Raw genomic sequence first — 16628 nt, 5'->3', positions numbered from 1 at the left:
GGGCGGTCACCGGTGCCGACCGAGGAACTCCTCGACCAGCCCGAGCACGCGGTCGGCGTCGACGCCGGGAAGCGTTGACCCGCTCGGCAACGAGATGCTGTCGGCGAAGAGCCGGTCCGCCGCCCCGGTCACCACCGCGCACCGGTCGAGGTGGGCCGGCTGCCGGTGCATCGGCTTGAACATGGGCCGGGTCTCGATGTCGTGTGCCGCCAGGTGCTCGCCGAGGTCGCGGGCCCGCCAGCCGGCCGTCGCCGCATCCACCACGACCGAGGTCAGCCAGCAGTTCGAGCCGGTGTCCCCGTCGCCGAGGATGCGCGTGCCCGGAACCGGGGCGAAGACCTTCGCGTAGTGCTCCCGCATCGCGCGCCGCCGTTCGATCATCCCGTCGAGGCGGCGCAACTGGGCCCGGCCGAGTGCCGCGAGCACGTTGCTCAGCCGGTAGTTGTAGCCGACGTCGCAGTGCTCGTAGTGCGCGACCGGCTCCCGGGCCTGCGTCGAGAGCCGCCGGGCGCGGGCGATCAGCCCGGCGTCCTCGGAGACCAGCATCCCGCCGCTCGACGTCGTCATGATCTTGTTGCCGTTGAACGAGAAGATGCCCACCCGCCCGAAGCTCCCGGCCTGCCGCCCCTGGTACGTGGAGCCGAGGGCCTGGGCCGAGTCCTCGACCACCGGCACGCCCGCCGCCGCGCAGACCGGCAGCAGGCGGGCGTAGTCCGCACAGGAGCCGTTGATGTCCACCGCCACCACGGCGGCGATCCGCCGGCCCCGGCGGCGCAGGTCGTCGAGCAGGTCGGGCAGCAGGTCGACGTCCAGGTTCCCGGTCGCCGGGTCGCAGTCGACGAAGACCGGCTCCGCCCCGGTGTACGTCACCGCGTTGGCCGTCGCCACGAACGTCAGCGTCGGCACCACCACGGCGGTGCCGGGCCCCGCGCCGACCGCGAGCAGGGCGAGATGCAGCGCGGCCGTCCCGCTGCTGACCCCCACCGCGTGCCCGCAGCCCACCCGCTCGGCCAGCTCGCGCTCGAAGGCGTCCAGGTCGGGACCGGCCGGCGCCACCCAACCCGACCGCATCGCCGCGACGACGAGGGCCTCCTCGGCGGGACCGACGTCGGGCGGGGAGAGGTGGATCCGCCGGGTGGCAGGTCGGCCTCCGCAGTACTGGTCCACCATCAGGGCCTCCGGGCGACAGGTACGTGGTGATCCGTGGCGCTTACACCCAGTTAACCGAGATCGCGCGTGGACGTTACGGAACCGGCACGTCGGCGGCCCGGTCCGCGGCAGGACGCCCCGTCACCATGTCGGCCACCGCCTCCGCCGCCGCCGTGCGGTCGAAGGCCCGCAACGCGTGCTCCCGCGCGCGGCGACCCATGCCGTCGAGTTCCCCGGCGACGAAGGCGCGGTGGGCGGTCGCAAGCGCCTCCCCCAGGGCCGCCGCGTCGCCGCGCGGCACGATCCAGGCGAAGCTGCCGTCCACCGCCTCGGGCAGCCCACCGGCGTCGCTGACGATGCTGGGACGGCCCATGGCGGACGCCTCGCGCACCACCCCGTTGCTGCCCTCCGACAGCGACGGCGTCACGTTGACGTCGGCGGCCAGGAAGTAGGGGCGCAGGTCGGGCAGGCGGCCCAACCACACGACGCTCCGGTCGTCGGCGAACCTGTCCATCAGCCGCCGGCGGTGCGCCTCGCCGGCCTCGGTGAAGCCCACCCCCGCCATCAGCAGCCGGGACCGTGGGTGTGCGGCGTGGAAGTCGCGCCACGCCGCCAGCAGGACGTCGTGGCCCTTGATGTTCTGGCCGCGGAACGCGATCCGTTTCGGCGTGTACGTGTTGGCCACCATGAGCGCGACGAAGACGTCGTCGTCGAGGCCGAGCTCCGCCCGGACCGAGGCGCGGGCCGTGGCGCGGGTCGGGGCGGCGGTGCCGGTCGGCCCCACCCGGGCGGGGTCGAAGTGGCCCAGGTCGACCCCGTACTGGGCCACCGGCCGCCGCTCGGCCGGGCAGCCGAGGGCCTGGTAGTGCGTCGAGATGTGCTGCGTGCAGCAGATGATGAGGTCGTCCAGCCGCCACAGCAGGCGCTCTACGGGCCGGACCACCGGCGACTCCAGGTAGAGCGGCCCGGCGACCATGTGCACCCGGCGCAGCGGGAGCCGGAACGCCGCTGCCCGGGCGGCCAGGGCCGCCGCGTACAGGTGGTAGTTCAGGACGTCGGGCCGGAGCGCGCGCAGCAGCCGGCGCAGTCGCCACAGCCCCCGCACCGCCCCCGGCGTGGGGCGGAACCGGAAGTGGAACGGGGAGTCGACCGTCTCGACGCCGCGCTCCCGCAGCCGCTCCCGCAGCGCGCCCGGACCTGCGGGGAGGATCACGATCACCTCGTGGCCGCGCCGCCGCAGCTCGTCGATCTGCGGAAGCGTCCAGAGGCAGCCCTCGGCCGTGCGCAGCAGGATGGCGATGCGAAGGTTGCCCACGACCGTGTCCTTGTCGTCTCCTCGGCGGACGGCGGTGCCCGGTGGGGCGACGCCCGTTCGCGACGGCTGCCGATAACGGCGACTAGGTCTGGTCCAACGAGGGGAGACGGCCCGGGTTACGAGCCGGGCGGCGGGCCGGGCGGGCGGCGGTCGCCTCAGGCGATCGACTGCCACCAGCCGTCGACCGCCGGCGGGTCGTCGACGACCACCCGCTCGCCGGGCCGGGGCACCGCCAACCGCACGTCGCGGGCCTTCGCCTCCGCCCACAGCCGGTCCACCGGCTCCGACCAGTCGTGCAGGGCCAGGTTGAACGTCGCCCAGTGCACCGGCAGGAGCAGCCCGCCGCGCAGGTCGAGGTGGGCGGCGACGGCCTCCTCGGGGAACATGTGGATGCTCGGCCACGCCCGGTCGTACGCGCCGATCTGGATCAGCGTCACGTCGAACGGGCCGTGCTCGGCGCCGATCTCGGCGTAGCCGTCGAAGTAGCCGGAGTCGCCGGTGTAGAAGACCCGGCGGTGGGCCCCGGCCACCACCCACGAACTCCACAGCGTGCCGTCGCGGCGCAACCCCCGGCCGGAGAAGTGCTGGGCGGCGGTCGCGGTGATGGTCAGCCCGCCGATCCGGTGGCTCTCCGCCCAGTCCAGCTCGACGATCCGGTCCTCCGGCACGCCCCACCGCTCCAGGTGCGCCCCGACGCCCAGGGGCACCACGAACGGCGCGGACTGGCCGGCGGTCAGCGCCCGCACGGTGGCCATGTCGAGGTGGTCGTAGTGGTCGTGGGAGATCACGACCGCGTCCACGGTGGGCAGTTCGTGCAGGCCCACCGGGGGCTCGTGCAGCCGGCGCGGCCCGAGCAGCGCCGACGGCGAGCACCGGTCGCTCCACACCGGGTCGACCAGCACCCGGTGACCCTCGATCTCGATCAGCGCGGAGGCGTGGCCATACCAGACGACGCCCAGCTCGCGGTCGGTGGCGGCGGCCGGCGGGTCGGCCGGGCGCACCAGCGGCACGGCGGCGGTCGGCCGGCGCTTCTGCTTGCCGAAGATCAGCTCGCGGACCAGGTTGCGGTCGGGCGAGCCGGCCATGGTGCGGGTGCTCGCCCGGTTGCGGAAGGCGCCGTCGCGGAACTGCGGGGAGCGGGCGGCCCGCTCGGCGCGGGCCCCGCTGAGCCGCCCGCCCAGGGCGGCCGGCACGTCGCGGGCCACCCAGGCCAGGCCCGCCAGTGCGGCGAGCCCGGCCGCGCCGCGCAGCCGGCGCGCCAAGGCCCGCTGGGCGGCCTGTTCCGCTGGTGCCTCCATCGTGTCCCGCCCCCTCCGCCGGTGTCCCGCAGTACACCGTAGTCCGCCACCGCACCCGCGCGCCGCGCAGCCGGGCGCGCGGGTGCGGCCCGCTCGCCGCGTGGCGTGGATCAGCCGCCGTTGCTCGGCCGCTGGACGACGGCCCGGTGGGCCGGGCCGACGCCGGCCAGCCCCGCGACGGCGGTCAGGAAGACGCGGCCCAGCCGGGCCCGGGCCTGCACCGCCGGGTGGGTCGCGCCGAAGTCGCCCGCGCCGGCCTGCCCGTCGGCGAACAGCGCGTACGTCAGCACCGGCGCGCCGGCGGCGTCGAAGACGATCCCGGCCTCGTGCCGGGCCGTGTCGAACCAGCCCGCCTTGGTGGCGACCCGCGCCCGCTCGGTCGAGGACATCTCGCGCCGCACCCCGTCGGTGAACGCGATGGGGGAGCGCAGCAGGCCGAGCAGGAACGCCGTCGAGGACGCCGACAGCAGCGTGCCGCCCACCAGCTTCCGCAGCAGGTCGTGCGTCTCCCGTGGGGTGCTCGTGCCGAGGTAGAACCGGTTCGGGTTGGCCACCGGCTGCACCTGCGTGTTCGGGAAGCCCTTCGCGACGAGGATCTGGTTCAGCTCGGCGGCCGGGCAGACCAGGCCGCAGAGCCGCACGGCGGTGTCGTCGGAGACCGTCAGCAGGGCCGCCAGGGCGTGCCCCAGGGTGACGCTGCTCGGGTACGCGCCGTCGAGGCTGAAGATGCCGTCGCCGCCGGGGATCACGATGGACGCGGTCACGTCGACCCGCTGGGCGAGCGTGAGCAGCCCCCGGTCGACCTTGTCCAGCACCGCCACGGCCACGGCGATCTTGTTGACGCTGTACGCCTCGATCCGCCGGTCCGCCTCGTCGGCGACGGCCACCAGCGGCGCGGCGGAGCCGTTGGCGACGCTCACGTACGCCTGCCAGTTGCCCCCGGCCCGCGCGGTCTCCTGCGCGTAGCCCGCGGCGACCTGGGCGGCGGCCTCGGCCGGGGTGGCCGCCGCCCGGGGCCGGCCGGCGGCGGAGGCGGGCGCGGCGGCGCCGAGCACCGTGCCGGCGGTGGCCACCGTGCCGATGCCCAGCGCGGCCCTGCGGTTCACTCTGATCGTCACTCGTGTCTCCCCGTGGGTGGTAACGGATCGTCCGTCCCGCCACCCTAGGCGAAGTCGTCGCTTTCCGTGTGCCCGGCGGTCGCTCATCGTGACCGACGACTCACGGCGCGAGCACGACCTTGACGCAGCCGTCCTCCTTCTTCTGGAACATCTCGTACGCCTGCGGCGCGCGCGCCAGCGGCATCCGGTGGGTCCGCAGGTCCGCCACGCCCAGCGGGTCGTCGTCCCCGGCGAGCAGCGGGACGATCTCGTCGGTCCACCGGCGCACGTGGCACTGCCCCATCCGCAGTTGAACGCCACGGTCGAACATCTCCATCAGCGGCAGCGGGTCGACCTCGCCGCCGTACACGCCGGAGATCGAGACGGTGCCGCCCCGGCGGACCGCCTTGAGGGCGGCCTTGAGCACGGTCAGCCGGTCCACGCCGGCCCGGTCGATCATCGCGTCGGCCAGCCGGTCCGGCAGCAGGCCGGCGGCGGTCTGGGCGAGCTTCCCCGAGGTGGAGCCGTGGGCCTCCATGCCGACCGCGTCGATCACGGCGTCGGGGCCGCGCCCGTCGACCAGGTCGATCAGCGCGCCCGGCACGTCGTCGAGCTGGCTGACGTCGAGCGCCTCGACGCCGTGCCGGCGGGCCATCTCCAGCCGCTCCGGCACCAGGTCCAGGCCGATCACCCGGCCCGCGCCGAGGTGCCGGCCGATCCGGGCGCAGAACTGCCCGACCGGGCCGAGCCCGAACACGGCGAGCGTGCCGCCGGGCGGGGTGTCGGCGTACCGCACCGCCTGCCAGGCGGTCGGCAGGATGTCGGACAGGTACAGCCACCGCTCGTCCGGGCCGGTCTGCGGGACCTTGATCGGGCCGAACTGGGCGTGCGGCACCCGCAGGTACTCGGCCTGCCCGCCGGGCACCGACCCGTACAGCGAGGTGTAGCCGAACAGCGCCGCGCCCTTGCCCTCGGCCGTGACCTGGGTGGTCTCACACTGGGCGTAGAGCTGCCGGTCGCACATCCAGCACGATCCGCAGGCGATGTTGAACGGGACCACGACCCGGTCGCCCGGCCTGAGCCGGGTCACCCCGGGCCCGACCTCCTCGACGATGCCCATCGGCTCGTGGCCGAGGACGTCACCGGGCTTCAGGTACGGCCCGAGCACCTCGTACAGGTGCAGGTCCGATCCGCAGATCGCGGTGGAGGTGATCCGGACGATCGCGTCCGTCGGCTCCTCGATGCGCGGGTCGGGCACGTCCTCGACCCGAACGTCCCGCCTGCCCTGCCAGGTCAGTGCCTTCATGCCCGTGTGTCCCCTCGTCGGCGTGCCGTCCCCCGGACTGCTACCCGGCTGCCGGTGCTTGAACCGCGCGGGCGGGCGGGCGGCGGCCCGGCCGCGGGCGTGTGCCCGCGCGGGACCCGGGCACGTCGAGGGGCGGGGCGACCGGGGGACGGGCTGGCCCGGGGCGGGGGACGCCGAGGGGCAGGAACCGCCGACCGCGCCTAGGGAGCTGATGTCGTAGCTGACTCACGGCTGCCGTGGCTGACTCGCGGCGCGCCAGCGCGCCACCATCCGGCAGCCCGCGCACCATCACCCGGCACCCCGCGCATCCGCGCGCCGGTAGTCGGCGGCGGGTGCGCCGCCCCCGGCACCCAGTGCACCAGCGCGGGCACGGCGTGCGCCAGGCAGTCCGGGCCGGGCATTCCGCGCCAGGCAGTCCGCGTCGGGCATTCCGGCCGGGCACTCTGCGCCGGGCGCTCCGCGCGTCAGGCAGTCCGCGCACCGCGCCGAAAGGGCTGTGGGCTGTGGGTGCGATGTCGTATCTGACTCAGCTCCCTAGTGCCCCCGACGGGTGGTCCTCTCCAGCGACTGCGGCCGCCGGGAACGGAGCCGGCCGCCGGCCCGGAGGGGCACGGCGGCCGGCGCGTCGGATGGCGGGACCCGGGGCTGGAGTCGGGGCTCGGGTCAGGAGCCGGGGTCAGGAGCCGGGGGTGCCGCCGCGCTTGGCGGTGGCCGCCAGGTAGTCGCGGTTGAGCCGGCCGATGGTGTTCAGCGGGATGCCCTTCGGGCAGACCGCGGTGCACTCGCCGGTGTTGGTGCAGCCGCCGAAGCCCGCCTCGTCGTGCGCGTCGACCATGCCGAGGACCCGGGTGTACCGCTCCGGCTGGCCCTGCGGCAGCAGCGAGAGCTGGGTGACCTTGGCGGCGGTGAACAGCATGCCGGAACCGTTCGGGCAGGCCGCCACGCAGGCGCCGCAGCCGATGCAGGCGGCCGAGGAGAACGCGGCGTCGGCGTCGGCCTTGGGGACCGGCACGGAGTGGGCCTCGGGGGCGCTGCCGGTCGGCGCGGTGATGTACCCGCCGGCGGCGATGATCTTGTCGAAGGCGCTCCGGTTGACCACCAGATCCTTGATCACCGGAAAGGCCCGCGCCCGCCACGGCTCGATGTCGATCGTGTCGCCGTCGGAGAACTGTCGCATGTGCAGCTGGCAGGCGGTGGTGCCGCGCTGCGGACCGTGCGCGTCACCGTTGATCATCAGGCCGCACATGCCGCAGATGCCCTCGCGGCAGTCGTGGTCGAACGCCACCGGCTCCTCGCCGGAGAGGATCAGCCGTTCGTTGAGCACGTCGAGCATCTCCAGGAACGACATGTCGGGGGAGACGTCGTCGACCTGGTAGGTCACCATCCGGCCCTTGTCGGCGGGGCCGGACTGGCGCCAGATGCGCAGGGTCAGGTTCACTTGTAGCTCCGCTGCGTCGGGTGCACGTACTCGAACTTGAGGTCTTCCTTGTGCAGCACGGCCGGCTCGTCGCCGCCGGTGTACTCCCAGGCCGCCACGTAGGCGAACCGGTCGTCGTCGCGCTGCGCCTCGCCGTCGGGGGTCTGGTGCTCGGCCCGGAAGTGGCCGCCGCAGGACTCCTCGCGGTGCAGGGCGTCGACGCACATCAGCTCGGCCAGCTCGAAGAAGTCGGCCACCCGGCCGGCCTTCTCCAGCGACTGGTTGAGCCCGTCGCCGTCGCCGGGGACGCGGACCCGCTTCCAGAACTCCCCGCGCAGCGCCCGGATCTCGTCGATGGCCTTGCGCAGCCCGGCCTCGCTGCGCTCCATGCCGCAGTGCTCCCACATGATCTGGCCCAGCTCGCGGTGGAACGAGTCGACCGTCCGGTCGCCGTCGACGGCGAGCAGCCGCCGGATCCGGTCCTCGACGTCGCGCCGCGCCGCCACCGCCTCCGGGTGGCTGGCGTCGACCCGCTCGAACGGCCCGGCCGCCAGGTAGTTGGCGATCGTGTTGGGCAGCACGAAGTAGCCGTCGGCGAGGCCCTGCATCAGCGCGGACGCGCCGAGCCGGTTCGCGCCGTGGTCGGAGAAGTTCGCCTCGCCGATCACGAACAGTCCGGGGATGGTCGACTGGAGGTCGTAGTCGACCCAGAGGCCGCCCATCGTGTAGTGCACGGCGGGGTAGATCCGCATCGGCACCTCGTACGGGTCCTCGCCGGTGATCCGCTCGTACATCTCGAAGAGGTTGCCGTACTTGGCCTCGATGGCCTGGCGGCCGAGGCGGTCGATGGCGTCGGCGAAGTCGAGGTAGACACCGAGCCCGCCGGGGCCCACGCCGCGCCCGGCGTCGCAGACGTTCTTCGCCGCCCGGGAGGCGATGTCGCGGGGCACCAGGTTGCCGAAGGACGGGTAGATCCGTTCGAGGTAGTAGTCCCGCTCTTCCTCAGGGATGTCCTTGGGGGCGCGGCCGTCGCCCTTGGCCTTCGGCACCCACACCCGGCCGTCGTTGCGCAGCGACTCGCTCATCAGCGTCAGCTTCGACTGGTGGTCGCCGGAGACGGGGATGCAGGTCGGGTGGATCTGCGTGTAGCAGGGGTTGGCGAAGTACGCGCCCCGGCGGTGCGCCCGCCAGGTGGCGGTGACGTTGCAGCCCTTGGCGTTGGTGGAGAGGTAGAAGACGTTGCCGTAGCCGCCGGAGGCCAGCACCACCGCGTCGGCGAACTCGCTGGTGATCTCGCCGGTGACCAGGTCCCGCACCACGATGCCCCGGGCCCGGCCGTCGACGACGATCAGCTCCAGCATCTCGTGGCGGGCGTTCATCTCCACGTTGCCCAGCCCGATCTGCCGCTCCAGGGCCTGGTACGCCCCGAGCAGGAGCTGCTGGCCCGTCTGCCCCCGGGCGTAGAAGGTGCGCTGCACCTGCGCGCCGCCGAAGGAGCGGGTGTCGAGCAGGCCGCCGTACTCGCGGGCGAACGGTACGCCCTGGGCGACGCACTGGTCGATGATGTTGACCGAGACCTCGGCCAGCCGGTGCACGTTGGACTCGCGGGAGCGGAAGTCGCCGCCCTTGACGGTGTCGTAGAACAGCCGGTGCACCGAGTCGCCGTCGTTGCGGTAGTTCTTGGCGGCGTTGATGCCGCCCTGCGCGGCGATCGAGTGGGCCCGGCGCGGGCTGTCCTGGTAGCAGTACGACCGGACCCGGTAGCCCTGCTCGGCCAGCGTGGCGGCGGCCGAGCCGCCGGCCAGGCCGGTGCCGACCACGATCACGGTCAGCTTGCGGCGGTTGGCCGGGTTGACCAGCTTGGCCTCGAAACGGCGGCGTTCCCAGCGGGTCTCGATCGGGCCCTGCGGGGCCCGGGCGTCGGCGATCGGGTCGCCCTCGGCGAACAGGTCCATGGTCAGGCCACCAATCCGGTGAGTACGGCGAAGGGGACCACGAGGTAGCCGGCGCAGAGCACGACGGCGAAGCCCAGCGCGGCGGCGCGCGCCCGGCGCTCCCCGGCGGGGGTCTGCTGGCCGAGGCTGCGGAACGCGCTGAACGCGCCGTGGCGCAGGTGGAACCCGAGCGCCACGACCGCCAGCGTGTAGAAGAGGGTGACGTACCACCGCTCCGGCGCGAAGTCGGCGACCACGTTGCCGTACGGGCGGCCCGGGACGCCCTCGGGGTTGAGGTGGCCGGTGGTCAGGTCCAGGATGTGGTAGATCACGAAGAGCAGGATGATCACGCCGCCCCAGCGCATCGTGCGGGCCGCGTAGCTGCCGTTGACCTTCTTGCGGTGCGCGTACCGGACCGGGCGGGCCGCGCGGGCGCGCACCGCGAGCACCGTGGCGGCCCCGATGTGGGCCAGCACGGCCGCGAGCAGCGCGGTGCGCTGGATCCACAGGAACCAGGTCGACGGCAGCAGCGGGGTGCCGATCTCCCGCAGCCAGTGCGCGTAGTGGTCGAACGCGGTCTCGCCCGTGAAGATCTTCAGGTTGCCGAGCATGTGCGCGACGAGGAACAGCACCAGCAGGATGCCCGTCACCGCCATGACGGCCTTCAGGCCGACGTTGGACCGGATGGGCGACCGGGATTTCGTGAGTACCACCTGACCGACGCTAGGAGACCTGGGATCAGTCGTCCAATGCATCGAACTCGCAGTCTCGATAGCCGTAGGCTATGCCGATGCAGCTGCACCAGCTCCGCTACTTCGTCGCCGTCGCGGAACTACGACATTTCACGCAAGCCGCCGACCTCGTCGGGATCACCCAGCCCTCGTTGAGTAAGCAAATTCACGCCCTGGAGGCCGCCCTCGGGGCCCCGCTGTTCGAGCGGGTGCGGGGCCGGATCGCCCTCACCGCCGCCGGCGAGGTGCTGCTCCCGCTGGCCCGGCGCATCCTCGCCGACGTCGACACCGCCACCCGGGAGGTGCAGGAGCTGGTCGGGCTGCGGCGCGGCCGGGTCCGCCTCGGCGCCACCCCGAGCCTCGCCACCTCGCTCGCCCCGCCCGTGCTGCGCCGGTTCCGCGACGCCCACCCCGCCGTCGACCTGCGCGTGGAGGAGGGCGGCTCGCAGGACCTCGTCCGCGACCTGCTGCGCGGCGGCCTCGACCTCGCGCTGATCATCATGCCGGCCCAGGGCGCGGACCCGGGGCTGCACGCCGAGGAGATCCTGCGGGAGAGCCTGGTGGTGGCCTCGCTGGCCGAGGTGCCCGGCGCCTCGGCCGCCGGCGAGCTGCGCGTCACCGACCTGCGCGGTCAGCCCCTGGTCATGTTCCGGGAGGGCTACGACCTGCGCGACGCCACCCTCCAGGCGTGCCGGGAGGCCGGCTTCGAGCCCACCCTGTCGGTCGACGGCGGCGAGATGGACGCCGTGCTCAGCTTCGTCGAGGCGGGGCTCGGGGTGGCGCTGGTGCCCGGCATGGTGGTGGCCCGCCGACCCGGCGTGCGGGTCACCCGGCTGGCCCCGCCCGGCGTCCGGCGGACCATCGCCGTGGCCCGACGCCGCGACGTGGTGCCCACCCACGCCGGCCGCGAGCTGCGCCGCATCCTGGTGGAGTACGTGCGGGAGGCGGCCGGTCGGGACGACCTGCCGCCCGGGGTGGAGCTCCGCTGACCACCGGGTGCCTTGCCCCGAGTTCGGAGTGAATATGACCCGGAGGCCTCATATCGGGGCCTTTGTGCCTGCTTCGTCGCCTATGGTGAATCCCTGCGCAGGCATGACGCCCGTCGGCCTGGCGAAGAATGGTCCAAGCGCGGGCTCGCGTGGCAGGGAGGCCACCACATGAGGATCCTGGTTACCGGCGGCGCCGGCTTCATCGGGTCGCACTTCGCCCGGAGCCTGCTGGGCGGGCGGTACGTGGGGTTCGAGGACTGCCACGTCACGGTGCTCGACAAGCTGACCTATGCCAGTGACCGCACCAACCTGCCCGCCCACCACCCGCGCCTCACGTTCGTGCGCGGCGACATCTGCGACCGTCCGCTCCTGGCCGACCTGGTCCCCGGGCACGACGCGGTGGTGCACTTCGCCGCCGAGTCGCACGTCGACCGCTCGATCGACGACCCCGCGCCGTTCTTCGAGACCAACGTCATGGGCTCGCACCACCTGCTGGCCGCCTGCGCCCGCGCCGCCGTCGGGCGGATCGTGCACGTCTCCACCGACGAGGTGTACGGGTCGATCACCGAGGGCTCGTGGACCGAGCGCTGCCTGCTGGAGCCCAACTCCCCGTACGCGGCGTCCAAGGCGGCCAGCGACTGCGTCGTGCGCTCCTACTGGCGCACCTACGACGTCGACGTGTCGATCACCCGCTGCGCCAACAACTACGGCCCGTACCAGCACGTGGAGAAGGTCATCCCGCGCTTCGTGACCAGCCTGCTCACCGGCGGGGACATCACCCTGCACGGCGACGGCGGCGCGGTACGCGAGTGGCTGCACGTCGACGACCACTGCCGCGCGATCGCGCTGGTGCTGGCCAAGGGCCGTGCCGGCGAGGTCTACAACATCGGCGGCGACGTCGAGCTGACCAACCGGGCCCTGGCCGAGCAGATCCTGCTGCTGGCCGGGGCCGGCTGGGACCGGGTGCGGCACGTCGCCGACCGCAAGGTGCAGGACCAGCGGTACTCCTTGGACTACACGAAGATCTCCGAGGAGCTGGGCTTCGCGCCGCAGATCCGGTTCGCCGACGGGCTGGCCGAGGTCTTCCACTGGTACCGGGAGAACCGGGCCTGGTGGGCGCACGCCTACCCGGAGGCCCGCCCCGGCGCGCTGGGCAACTCGGTGCGGGGGCTGCCGACCGGCCGGGCCGTGCCCGCCCCCGTGCACTGACTCGGCTCAGCGGCCCTCGGCGTCGTCCATGGCCCGGTAGATCCGCTGCTCCGACACCGGGTACGGGGTGCCGAGGGCCTGGGCGAACACGTTCACCCGCAGCTCCTCGATCATCCAGCGGATCTGCCGTACCGCCGCCGACCCGCGCCGGCCCGGCGGCAACGCGGCGAGCAGGTCGGCGTACTCCTTCTGCACCGCCGCCACCCGGTCCTGCTGCTGGCGGTCCCGCTGCGGGTTGCCCGGCAGCCGGTCGAGCCGCCGCTCGATCGCGGTGAGGTAGCGCAGCAGGTCGGGCAGGCGGGAGTAGCCGGTCTCGGTGACGAACCCCTTGTGCACCAGCCCCGAGAGTTGGGCCCGGATGTCGGCCAGGGCGGCCACCACGGCGAGGTTCTGGGTCTTGCCGAGGCGCTGCTCGACGGCGTACGCGGCGGCGAGCACCTGCCGTACCCGGCCCATCACGTCCACGACGGTGTCCACCAGGTCGGCGCGGACCCGGTCCCGCAGGGCGGCGAAGCCGGCGGCGTCCCAGGCCGGGCCGCCCGCGTCGGTGATCAGCTTGTCGATCGCCGCCCCGGACGCGTCGGCGATCAGCTCCTGCACCCCGCCGTGCGGGTTGCGGCTCAGCGCCAGCTTCGCCTCGTTGGACAGCCGCCCCTGGAGGAACTTCGCCGGCGACGGCACGGTCAGCCGCAGCAGCCGCCGGGTGCCCGCCCAGTGCGCGGCGGCCTGCTCGGCCTCGGAGTCGAAGACCTTCACCCCGACGGTGGGCCCCTCGTCGACCAGCGCCGGGTACGCGGTCACCGCATAGCCCGCGCGGACCTGCTCGATGGTGCGCGGAAGGTCGCCGACGTCCCACTGCGTGAGGCCCGTGCGGGCGACGTCCGGTGCGGCGGCGGCCACCACCTGCCGTACCTCCTGGCGGAGCTGGCGTTGCAGCGCCGGCAGGTCCTTGCCCTCGGCGACCGGCCTGTTCTCCTCGTCGAGCACCCGGAAGCTGACCCGCAGGTGGGCGGGGAGCTTCCCCGGCTCCCAGGCGTCGCGGGGCACGGTGACCCCGGTCATCCGGCGCAACTGCCGGGTCAGCGCGTCCAGCAGCGGCTCCTGCCCGGGGGTGATCGCCGCGAGCGCGGCCCGCGCGTAGTCGGGGACGGGGACGAAGTTGCGCCGGATCGCCTTGGGCAGCGACCGGATCAGGGCGATCACCAGCTCCTCGCGCAGCCCGGGGACCTGCCAGTCGAAGCTCTCCGCCGGCACCTGGTTGAGCAGCGGCAGCGGGATGTCCACGGTCACGCCGTCGGTGGGGGTGCCCGGGTCGAACGTGTACGTCAGCGGCAGGGTGACCCCGTCGGCGCGCCACTCGTCGGGGTAGTCGGCCTCGTCGAGCCCGCCCCGGCCGGCGTTGACCAGCAGCTCCCGGGTGAAGGTGAGCAGGTCGGGCCGCTGCCGCCGCTCCTTCTTCCACCAGGCGTCGAAGTGCCGGCCGGAGACCACGTCGGCCGGGATCCGCGCGTCGTAGAAGGCGAAGATCGTCTCGTCGTCGACCAGGATGTCCCGCCGCCGGGCCCGGTTCTCCAGCTCCTCGATCTCGGCGAGCAGCTTCTGGTTGTCCCGCCAGAACTGGTGGTGGGTGGTCCAGTCGCCCTCCACCAGGGCGTGCCGGACGAACAGCTCGCGCGACAGCGCCGGGTCGATCCGGCCGAAGTTGACCTTCCGGGCGGTGACCAGCGGGACGCCGTACAGGGTGACCTTCTCGTAGGCCAGCACCGCCGCCTGCTTCTTCTCCCAGTGCGGCTCGCTGTAGCTGCGCTTGACCAGGTGCTGCGCCAGCGGCTCGACCCACTCCGGCTCGATGCGGCCGGCGACCCGCCCCCACAGCCGGGAGGTCTCCACCAGCTCGGCGGCCATCACCCAGCGCGGCGGCTTCTTGAACAGCGCCGAGCCGGGGAACAGGGCGAACTTCGCCCCGCGCGCCCCGAGGTACTCGTGCTTCTGCGGGTCCTTCAGCCCGATGTGCGACAGCAGGCCCGGCAGCAGCGACTGGTGCACCTTCGGGGTGTCGATCTCCTCCGGCAGGTCCGCGCCGGCCCCGCGCCGGCCGTCGCCCTTCTCCGCCGTACGCAGCACCTGGCGCACCTGGCTGACGATGTCCTGCCACTCGCGTACCCGCAGGTAGTTGAGGTATTCGGCCCGGCACATCCGGCGGAACGCGCTGGAGGACAGCTCCCGCTGCTGCTCGCGCAGGTGCCGCCACAGGTTCAGGTACGCGACGAAGTCCGACTCTCTGTCGGCGAACCTCGCGTGCGCCTGGTCGGCCTGGGCCTGTTTCTCCGCCGGCCGCTCGCGCGGGTCCTGGATGGACAGCGCGGCGGCGATGACGACGACCTCGGTGGCGCAGCCGTTGCGCTCGCCCTCGATCACCATCCGGGCGAGCCGGGGGTCGACCGGGAGCTGCGCCAGCCGCCCGCCCAGCGGGGTGAGCCGCTTCGCCGGGTCGGTCTCGGTCGGGTCGAGCGCGCCCAGCTCGTGCAGCAGGTTGACGCCGTCGGCGATGTTGCGCCGGTCCGGTGGGTCGATGAACGGGAATGCCGCCACGTCGCCCAGCCCGATCGAGGTCATCTGGAGGATGACCGAGGCCAGGTTGGTGCGCAGGATCTCCGGGTCGGTGAACTCGGGGCGGGAGTCGAAGTCGGACTCGTCGTAGAGGCGGATGCAGATGCCGTCCGAGGTGCGCCCGCAGCGGCCCTTGCGCTGGTTGGCCGACGCCTGCGACACCGGCTCGATGGGCAGCCGCTGCACCTTGAGCCGGCTGGAGTAGCGGGAGATCCGGGCGGTGCCCGGGTCCACCACGTACTTGATGCCGGGCACGGTCAGCGAGGTCTCCGCGACGTTGGTGGCGAGCACCACCCGCCGCGCGGTGTGCGGGGCGAACACCCGGTGCTGCTCGGCGGCCGACAGCCGGGCGTACAGGGGCAGGATCTCGGTGCCCAGCAGCGACCGTCTGGACTGCACCAGCTTGCCCAGCGCGTCGGCGGTGTCCCGGATCTCGCGTTCGCCGGAGAGGAAGACCAGGATGTCGCCCGGCCCCTCGGCGGCCAGCTCCTCGACGGCGTCGCCGATGGCCTGGATCTGGTCGCGGACGTTCTCCTCGTCGTCGCCGGAGTCGTCCTCGCTCTCGCTGACCTCGACCAGCGGCCGGTAGCGCACCTCGACCGGGTAGGTGCGCCCGGACACCTCGACGACCGGGGCGGGGCGGCCCTCGGCGTCGGCGAAGTGCCTGGCGAACCGGTCGGTCTCGATGGTCGCGGAGGTGATGACCACCTTGAGGTCGGGGCGGCGGGGGAGGAGCTGGCGCAGGTAGCCGAGGATGAAGTCGATGTTGAGGCTGCGCTCGTGCGCCTCGTCGATGATCAGCGTGTCGTACTGGCGCAGCATCCGGTCGGTCTGCAGCTCGGCGAGCAGGATGCCGTCGGTCATCAGCTTGACCAGGCTGCGGTCGCCCACCTGGTCGGTGAACCGGACCTTGTAGCCGACCACGTCGCCCAGCTCGGTGCCCAGCTCCTCGGCGATGCGGTCGGCGACGGTGCGGGCGGCCAGCCGCCGGGGCTGGGTGTGCCCGATCAGCCCGTGGATGCCGCGTCCCAGCTCCAGGCAGATCTTGGGGAGCTGGGTGGTCTTGCCGGAGCCGGTCTCGCCGGCCACGATCACCACCTGGTGGTCCCGGATCGCGGCGGCCAGGTCGTCCTTGCGCTCGCTGACCGGCAGCCCCGCCGGGTACGTGATCCGGGGCACCGCCGCCCGGCGGTCGGCGAGTCGCCGCTCGGCGCGGGCGACGTCGGCGGTGATCTCGGCGAGCGCGGCCTCGCGCCGCTGCGGGTCGCGCAGCCGGCGCACCCCGTCGAGGCGTCGCTGGAGTCGGCGCTGGTCGCGGAACATCAGGGCGGGCAGGCGGCGGTGCAGCTCGCGGAGGCCGTGGGACGCGGCGGGCCCGGCGGTGGGCTCGGGGGCTGCGGCGGGAGCGGCGGCTGCGGTGGGCCCGGCGGTGGGCCCGGCGGCTGCGGCGGGAGCGGCTGGATTCTGCATGTCGTCGCCAAGGATAGGCAGCCGCGGGCGGGACCGCCCCCGGGTTACCGGTCGCCACGGCTGCCGCCCGGGCGGCAGCCGTCTAGAGTTGACCGCCGATCGA

11 protein-coding genes are annotated in these 16628 nt (G+C 73.6%); 2 read left to right on the top strand and 9 right to left on the bottom strand.

Annotated features, from left to right (window positions below; translation table 11 throughout):
- Positions 1 to 6: 6 nt before the first annotated feature.
- The 8 genes from HDA31_RS18715 to HDA31_RS18680 form a co-directional block, all read right to left on the bottom strand.
- Positions 7 to 1170: a DegT/DnrJ/EryC1/StrS family aminotransferase gene (locus tag HDA31_RS18715; protein ID WP_178064194.1), complete on the bottom strand. Its 1164-nt coding sequence runs from the start codon at positions 1168 to 1170 to the stop codon at positions 7 to 9.
- Between the two features lie 73 nt (positions 1171 to 1243).
- Complete coding sequence (locus HDA31_RS18710; protein WP_178064195.1) at positions 1244 to 2464, bottom strand: glycosyltransferase family 4 protein; 1221 nt, start codon at positions 2462 to 2464, stop codon at positions 1244 to 1246.
- A 155-nt stretch (positions 2465 to 2619) separates the two neighbouring features.
- Complete coding sequence (locus HDA31_RS18705) at positions 2620 to 3762, bottom strand: MBL fold metallo-hydrolase (protein WP_178064196.1); 1143 nt, start codon at positions 3760 to 3762, stop codon at positions 2620 to 2622.
- Positions 3763 to 3872: 110 nt separating this feature from the next.
- On the bottom strand, positions 3873 to 4880 hold the full coding sequence (locus HDA31_RS18700; RefSeq protein ID WP_246384541.1) for a serine hydrolase: 1008 nt from the start codon (positions 4878 to 4880) through the stop codon (positions 3873 to 3875).
- Positions 4881 to 4980: 100 nt separating this feature from the next.
- On the bottom strand, positions 4981 to 6165 hold the full coding sequence (locus HDA31_RS18695; protein WP_074475874.1) for a zinc-dependent alcohol dehydrogenase: 1185 nt from the start codon (positions 6163 to 6165) through the stop codon (positions 4981 to 4983).
- Between the two features lie 676 nt (positions 6166 to 6841).
- Entirely contained in the window at positions 6842 to 7603 is a 762-nt protein-coding gene (locus HDA31_RS18690) for a succinate dehydrogenase/fumarate reductase iron-sulfur subunit (RefSeq protein ID WP_074475876.1), read from the bottom strand.
- Positions 7600 to 9537 carry a fumarate reductase/succinate dehydrogenase flavoprotein subunit gene (locus tag HDA31_RS18685; protein ID WP_178064197.1) on the bottom strand — a complete coding sequence of 646 codons (1938 nt, stop codon included), beginning with the start codon at positions 9535 to 9537 and terminating at the stop codon, positions 7600 to 7602. Before HDA31_RS18685 ends, HDA31_RS18690 begins: the two co-directional genes overlap by 4 nt.
- A 2-nt stretch (positions 9538 to 9539) precedes the next feature.
- Complete coding sequence (locus HDA31_RS18680; protein ID WP_074475878.1) at positions 9540 to 10271, bottom strand: succinate dehydrogenase cytochrome b subunit; 732 nt, start codon at positions 10269 to 10271, stop codon at positions 9540 to 9542.
- A 29-nt stretch (positions 10272 to 10300) separates the two neighbouring features.
- Here HDA31_RS18680 and HDA31_RS18675 point away from each other — a divergent pair, with 29 nt between their 5' ends.
- Positions 10301 to 11236: a LysR family transcriptional regulator gene (locus HDA31_RS18675; RefSeq protein ID WP_074475879.1), complete on the top strand. Its 936-nt coding sequence runs from the start codon at positions 10301 to 10303 to the stop codon at positions 11234 to 11236.
- 168 nt (positions 11237 to 11404) lie between these two features.
- On the top strand, positions 11405 to 12445 hold the full coding sequence (gene rfbB / locus HDA31_RS18670; RefSeq protein WP_178064198.1) for a dTDP-glucose 4,6-dehydratase: 1041 nt from the start codon (positions 11405 to 11407) through the stop codon (positions 12443 to 12445).
- A 6-nt stretch (positions 12446 to 12451) separates the two neighbouring features.
- On the opposite strand, the gene hrpA is transcribed toward rfbB, so the two are convergent.
- Positions 12452 to 16525, bottom strand: coding sequence for an ATP-dependent RNA helicase HrpA (gene hrpA / locus HDA31_RS18665; protein WP_246384542.1), 4074 nt, complete (start codon positions 16523 to 16525; stop codon positions 12452 to 12454).
- Positions 16526 to 16628 lie beyond the last annotated feature (103 nt).

The organism is Micromonospora carbonacea (assembly GCF_014205165.1).
Taxonomy (GTDB): Bacteria; Actinomycetota; Actinomycetes; order Mycobacteriales; family Micromonosporaceae; genus Micromonospora; species Micromonospora carbonacea.
Note: the sequence above shows the minus strand (reverse complement) of the source record. Positions and strands in the feature narration are given on the sequence as shown.